A 6677-nucleotide genomic window follows, 5' to 3' on the forward strand; every position below is an offset into this window, starting at 1 on the left:
TCTTATGTTGTTTGTAATTGTGCTTTATAAATACTATTCGGTAGAATTTTTATAAACATCTATATTTTTTATTAATTATAAAAAGATGACTCCATAAAAACTTAATGTCAAATTGATGTCAAAATTCTTCATCAATTTAATTAGTCAGTTAGGAACTGCTTACACCAAATTGGATGAACAAGGTTTTCACTCTAAAACCTACATTCTTTTTCAGGTCAGACGTTCATGTGACAAATCACACAACAAATTGATGAAACTCTGTTCGCTAGCTCCTCTTTTCAGGTGAGTCATGGGCGATTTTCGTAGCTCGTTCGTAACGAGGCTCGGCCACAATTAAGCTTGAATATACTTCTTTTTGTGTTCCCTGTTCAAATCAAACCAAATTTACTCAAACCAGTGGTCATCTCAAAGGATCAACCTAATGATAGATAATACGAACAATACCGGAGTTTTGCAAAAAGTTGGAAAAACTCTATACGAATTTGCAGAGTATATCATCAGTCCTTGGCTGAATGCAGGAAACATCAAACCCTTAGAACGACGAGTTGAGTTTATAGAACAACGTGTCCAGCAAGGAATACAAAATAAGTTAGAATCTCAAGATTTGGTAATGCGTGACTTGCAATGGCAAATAGACTTTCTCCAAGCAACTACAAACTATCGCCTAGAGAACATTATCAATTACGAACTGCGCCAGCAAGTTCTAGAGGTGCTAAAAGAACAGGCGTATATTATCCAAGAAATTATTAAACCAGCTGTTGAAGATGTAATGTCTGAGCTAGAGAGTAAAAAACAGCGTTACAAAGCAAGTGTCTGCTCTAGAGAAATTCAAGCTAGACAGGACAAACTCCGCTATTCTCTAACACATATTGAGGAAATTACCGCATCTGTTTTTGAATTGGAAGTACAAAGAACTGCCTGTATAGAAGGCGGGCAGTGGTTATTGTCTCAGAGAATGGAATTAGCGCAAGCACTAGCCAATGAGTTTTTTTGTCCCCAGCATCCTCATTATGAAGAGTTTCGCCAGAATATCTGTAGATATTTAAAACTGTTGGGCACCTGCATGAAAAATGAGATTGAACCCCGTCTGCTTTATAAAAAAGTTATCACTCATCAACAGCCACCAGCAGAGACTTATTTAAGAGCATTTCAGCTACTTAAAAATCACATTGGTGACTGGGAACTGTCATCTCATGTATCAAGTCAGGCTGCGGAAGAATTAAGAGGTTATTTTAGCTACTTAATCGACTATTTGCTCGCCATTTCACTCTAAATCAAGAGTATTGGCAATTTCTTTTTCGATCGCAGCAACAGTTTGGCGATCGCGAATTTTTGCTTTCACTAATTTACTAACAGCCTTTTCCACAAGTCTGCTTTCTTGGCAGCGCTCTTGTTCTAACTGAGTTGCAAGATTTTGCAGTGCTTGAATCATGGCAACATGACATTCTTGAGCGCGCTGGTCGAAAAATTTATATTTCATAATACTTAACACATTTACTCTACCAAGTTGATTTGGTGAACTAAAGGCAACAAAGGGCCTAATTGTTCTTGTCCATTCATGGCTAAATCACTGTGACACAAATATACTCTTTCTGATACACGAGAAAGCAAATCTGCCAAAATTCTTCTTAATCGTTGTTCTTCTGCCATTTTTTCATCTTCTGCTGTCCAAGGTTCCCCTAATCTTTCTTGGAGAAAGAAGGGCGCACCAAACAATGTCGCTGCACCACCTTTTGCCCATAGTGGTGAACCTGCATCCAGCCAGAAATGCCAACGGTGAGAACGCCGACTAGAACGATACTGGAAAATAGTAGCAAAAGTTACCGCTTTAGTAGCAGGGCCAATTGGGCGTATAGGATAGGGATTTGCAGTAATAGTGCCACGCCGCAATAGTTGAATAAAATCGGCGATCGCTTCTTGAGGAGATGAAATCGGGGGAGAGGAGGAGATTTGCCGCAACCGACTATCAATTTCCCAGTAGTGTTGAGCAGTTTCTAATAATTCTCGCAGTGCCGCTAGTTGATCGTATGGGAGATTACTGCCATTCCATAAAAAACGCTGAATTGCTCTATCTAGCAAAGAAATCGGGCTGGGAATCAGGCGTAACTCCTGTTGCGATCGCTGTTCCTCCAACCACTGTAATATCTCGCTGTAAGCTGTAGTAGCTGCGTAACCAAGACGATCCCAACGATCAAATGCTGTTGGGGGCAATAAGTTAGGGCGATCAGGATGGGGTTGAAAACAGTAATCTGCAATCAAACCAGCACGTACTGGATCAATGTGAGAAAATGAGGGCGAAAAAGTTTCTCCTACTCTCCCACTCTCCCCTTCCCTCCCTCGCCCCCTCTCTCCATATCCCCTACTCAACACCACCAACATCTCTGCCACCGCATCTCGATCTAGCAAGCGCCCCAACCCCGGATAAACTAGCGCCAGTAACGTCAATAAAGCACGGACAATGGGGAAACTAATCAGCGGGCGTTGATCGTTGAGCGATTGTACCGCAATACCTTGCTTAGTGAGGATTTCTATCAACGTGTAGCGAGCGATCGCATCCAAACCGGGTGCAATTACTGCTACTTGTTCTGGTTCTACTTGTTTTGCTTTAATTGCCTGGGCGATCGCTTCTGCTGTTTGCCGTAACAATTGCGCACGAGAAGTAGTTTGGATTGACTGCACTGCCTCTGGTAAGCTCAAGAGCGCCATAGGTTCTGTGAGTAATTCCACCATCGGCTCTGTTAGTGTATCTGCAAGACTATTTAGGGGTGACGCAGTTAAGGTTTCTACTTGAGTACGTGCTGCTAATTTTGCTTCGATGTAACCAGGATCTGCTCCCAATCCTAAACGCACCACTCCATCAGGATTATAACTAAATGCTCCCACCGCACCACCGTCCAATAAAAACTCAAATAGGTGGCACACTACCGCAGGGTAATCTTGCACGTCATCTGCCAAAACTCCCTGATAGCGTTTTCTTAACCGTTGTTGATAATCAGAATTAGTTAATAAATGCTGGCTGTAGAGTTCTGTAATAATTCCGTAAGTCAGCAAGCCTCGCTCTAAACACCAGTTGCGCCAATTTAGCAGCAAAAAAGCCAAAAATTCTGGCTCTAAATGTGTATTATCTTGCTCTGCTAATGCTGTTGCCAAAACACTGCTAATTTCTTCTGTGGGCGTACCACCATAAGCTGCTAACTGTAGTAAGTCAAGAATACGACGTACTAAACGGTACTCATTCACGCCCACACGACGTAAAATTTCTTCATCTAAGTAGGGATGCCACAGCTTAGTCGCTAATTCTTGTTCAGTTTCTGGGCGCAGTCTGACCGGAAATTGCGCTTTTAAATTTAATGATTGAATAAGTAAGGGCCAAAATAGAATTATTTCATCTTGAAAAAAACCTAAAGGAGTCTTGCAACGTACTGGATATTTTCCCGCTGTAGTGGTAACAATTTTATCTGCTAATTCTCGACGATTATCGTCATTGGCAGCCAAAACTAAGACTGAAGGTTCTGTTTGGTTAAGGTGCAGGCTTTTGGCAATGCGATCGCTATTTTGTTGTCTAGGATTTTTTTTATCAAATGTCTCATACTGATAATTGTCATCTAGCATCCAACTGGCAAACTGTTTAACCAAGCGAGTAGTTTTGCCAGAGCGGCTAGGGCCAACAATCCAAATAGAATGAGAAAACACAACCGTCTCCTTAGGAATTTGTTAAGATACCTCGTACATTGAATTAAGGTTATAAGCCATCAATACAGGCTGGATGCTTGCCTACGATGAACAATTCGGGTTTAGGTCACAAAATATACTCTTACTTACTAGCAACCTACAAATGGTACTTGCGAACACCAGAGCGTTCTTTAGATGAAGCTTACAATGCTGCTCTTGAAATTCAGAAGCTAGAAAACGAGTATTTTAATGGTAACAAAATAGGCTCTGACTTAACACCGCATAGTAGCAGTGTTATGGATTATTTTGAGTCAAACCTGAAAAAACAATTAAGAATCATCAGGATGAGACTAACAGAGTTTAGAGCCAGTCGTTTTTTTGTCAACGAATCTAATCAAAAATCAATCAAAAAACTAGGCATAGAGCATCTGAATCCTTCTATAGTTTTAGAGAAACTTCGATTTATAGATGAAGTAACCACAAAATATACAAGTTCTGATGAGGACATCATCACCAGAGAACCAATTGATAAAGCTCCAGATCCACAAATTGAGGCTCTGGCGGTTGAGCCGAAACAGTCAAATATCATCAAAAGAAATTTAAATAATAATGGGCGACGGATTCAATCAAAAGGTAAAACCGATACAACAGGTGTATTACCTCGTTCAATTTTCAATACTATTAATCGTCTGCAAATTGAATTAGATCCTAAATCTGAACAGGACGTTGTTCAAAATTTCCGTAAGGCTCAAAGAAGAACAATCATATCTGTCAGGTTTTTATTATTATTAATTATTGTACCAATTCTCACTCATCAACTCTCAAAAGCTTTTATAGTCGGCCCAATTGTAAACCATTTTAAAAGTTCTGAAGAAGCCGCAATCTTTCTAAACTATGAAATGGAAGAACAAGCTTTATTAGAACTGCAAAGATTTGAAGAAAAAATTAAGTTTCAAAATCTGATTAGTAGTAATATTACACCGTCAGAGAAAAATATAGAAATTCAAGTTAGAGAAAAAGCACTAGAAATTGCTGAAGAATATCGCCTAATTAGTGCAAACGCTATCAAAAACGTTTTCGCAGATATTTTATCTGTGATTGCTTTTATTTGGTTTTTACTACTGAGTAAAAAAGAAATTGCCGTTCTCAAAGATTTCTTAGACCATGTTGTCTATGGGTTAAGTGATAGCGCTAAGGCATTCATTATCATTTTGTTCACCGATATCTTTGTAGGATTCCATTCTCCTCATGGCTGGGAAGTAATACTAGAAGGCATATCGCGTCATTGGGGATTACCTGCAAATCACGATTTTATCTTTTTGTTTATTGCTACTTTTCCTGTGATTTTAGATACCATCTTTAAATACTGGATTTTCCGCTACTTGAATCGTATATCACCTTCGGCAGTGGCTACATACCGGAATATGAATGAGTAGGCAAAAATAGGAGCAAGGGACTAGGGATTAGGGACTAGGGGCTAGGGACAAAGAAGAGGGCAAGGAAAGGAGCCAGCGGCGTGCGGGGTTTCGCCCCGTTGAGACGACTTAATAAATTCCTTCTTTGCTAATCACCGACTCATTGCAAAAATTTGTTCAGCCGTTAGGGGAATGTTCGGAAACAATCTAGAATCAATTCGATCCTGTCCTCGAAACACCTTTGCAGGTAAATACTCTCCATCTTCAAGTTGGTAGATTGTAATGGTTGGTTGCTTAGGAGAGCCAATGAAGCGAATGCCACCAAAAGCAGCATAGTCTATAATGATGTACTCTAAAATGCCCAAGTCCTCATATTCAGCCAGTTTTGTCAGATAGTCATCCTTCCAATTGTTACTAACAACCTCAATGATTCCGGGTGGTGGAATGTATGCAGCAGCAGAACTAGAGCTAGTTTTCATCCGCTGCCATTCTTCCCTAGCAAATATGACAATATCGGCTTTTCGGCTTTTTTCTTTTTCTGGTGATGCTGTCTTAAGCCGAACCTGCTTGGATTGGCGTGCCACGTAAGGCAAGTCATTTTCTTGGCAGTGATTTTCTAGGTAGGTGCACAGTCGCTCAATCAAATCCTCATGATTTGCATTTGGTTCTGATAATGGCACAGGAATCCCATCCAACAGTTCAAACTCTCTGCCTGATCCATCATCCCAGGCAAGAAACTCTTCAAAAGTCAGTGGTTTTGTGACGGTTGCGTACATCGCCCTCACTCCATTGCTGACGGGTACTTGACTCAATGCTACCAAGATGTTGAGAAACTTCCCCCAATAATAGGTTAGAAGCCTGAAAAGGCGATCGCTAAATTTACATACTATCAAGGCTAGCAGCGAAAATTGGACTTTTTGTATTTAATTCCCTAATGAGCATTTTTAGCTGTAGTGTATACACTTTAATAATAAGGCTTACGCAAAATCTCTCTCAAATCCTCTTTTCTACCTGTCCTCTGCGGTTTATTATTCCATAACTGGTGCGTAAGTCTTTTATAAGTAGACTGTTGAGGCTGCTAGTAAAAAGCACTATCACATGGCTAAGTCTCATAACTTCCAGGGCGATAGAAGCACTCATCCACGAGTTTTGCTCGTTGATTTGCTTATTTCCATCTTCCTGCACTTACTTTTATTAGCAGGGAGCAATTATTGGCTTCGAGCATTTGTACCTGAGCAAAAGCAAGAACTTTCCCAAGAGATTCCAATTGAGTATATTGAAGTTCCTCCTGAGGAAACACAACAGAAACCTCCAGAAACCTCACGACGGGCAGCCAAAGATTCTATTGCAGGTGGGGAAGCGAAACCTGAAAAACCTATTTCTGTTGCTAAATCTGCGCCACCATCTACACCTACAGCACCTGCTGCCAATCCTAGAGATTTGAGAGCTTCTGAGCCAGCAGAGCTATTACAATCAGCAAAAACGCAGCCCAAACGGGAATTGCCTAATTTATCTCCTCAAAAACCACAACCCAAACCTTTACCAACAAATCTCGCTTCTCCCACACCTGAACCTCTACCAACAAATCTT

The 6677-nt window shown here is 40.6% G+C and carries 5 protein-coding genes and 1 pseudogene; 3 read left to right on the forward strand and 3 right to left on the reverse strand.

Annotated elements, in window-relative coordinates:
- Positions 1–421 precede the first annotated feature (421 nt).
- On the forward strand, positions 422–1273 hold the full coding sequence (locus UYC_RS0133460) for a hypothetical protein (protein ID WP_016876743.1): 852 nt from the start codon (positions 422–424) through the stop codon (positions 1271–1273).
- On the opposite strand, the gene UYC_RS0133465 is transcribed toward UYC_RS0133460, so the two are convergent.
- Both UYC_RS0133465 and UYC_RS0133470 read right to left on the reverse strand, forming a co-directional pair.
- On the reverse strand, positions 1265–1480 hold the full coding sequence (locus UYC_RS0133465; RefSeq protein ID WP_016876744.1) for a hypothetical protein: 216 nt from the start codon (positions 1478–1480) through the stop codon (positions 1265–1267). The two genes, UYC_RS0133460 and UYC_RS0133465, sit on opposite strands and share 9 nt — an antisense overlap.
- 14 nt (positions 1481–1494) lie before the next feature.
- The gene (locus tag UYC_RS0133470) at positions 1495–3693 is read right to left on the reverse strand and encodes a PD-(D/E)XK nuclease family protein (protein ID WP_016876745.1); all 2199 of its coding nucleotides are present in this window, start codon (positions 3691–3693) and stop codon (positions 1495–1497) included.
- Positions 3694–3779: 86 nt separating this feature from the next.
- Here UYC_RS0133470 and UYC_RS0133475 point away from each other — a divergent pair, with 86 nt between their 5' ends.
- On the forward strand, positions 3780–5108 hold the full coding sequence (locus UYC_RS0133475; protein WP_016876746.1) for a proton extrusion protein PcxA: 1329 nt from the start codon (positions 3780–3782) through the stop codon (positions 5106–5108).
- 131 nt (positions 5109–5239) lie between these two features.
- Here the strand turns inward: UYC_RS0133475 and UYC_RS0133480 are convergent, their stop codons facing one another.
- Positions 5240–5863 carry a Uma2 family endonuclease gene (locus tag UYC_RS0133480; RefSeq protein ID WP_016876747.1) on the reverse strand — a complete coding sequence of 208 codons (624 nt, stop codon included), beginning with the start codon at positions 5861–5863 and terminating at the stop codon, positions 5240–5242.
- Positions 5864–6185: 322 nt separating this feature from the next.
- Here UYC_RS0133480 and UYC_RS0133485 point away from each other — a divergent pair.
- Positions 6186–6677: pseudogene (locus UYC_RS0133485) on the forward strand (hypothetical protein); the annotation flags it as partial.

It is taken from the genome of Chlorogloeopsis fritschii PCC 6912 (assembly GCF_000317285.1).
Classification (GTDB): Bacteria; Cyanobacteriota; Cyanobacteriia; order Cyanobacteriales; family Nostocaceae; genus Chlorogloeopsis; species Chlorogloeopsis fritschii.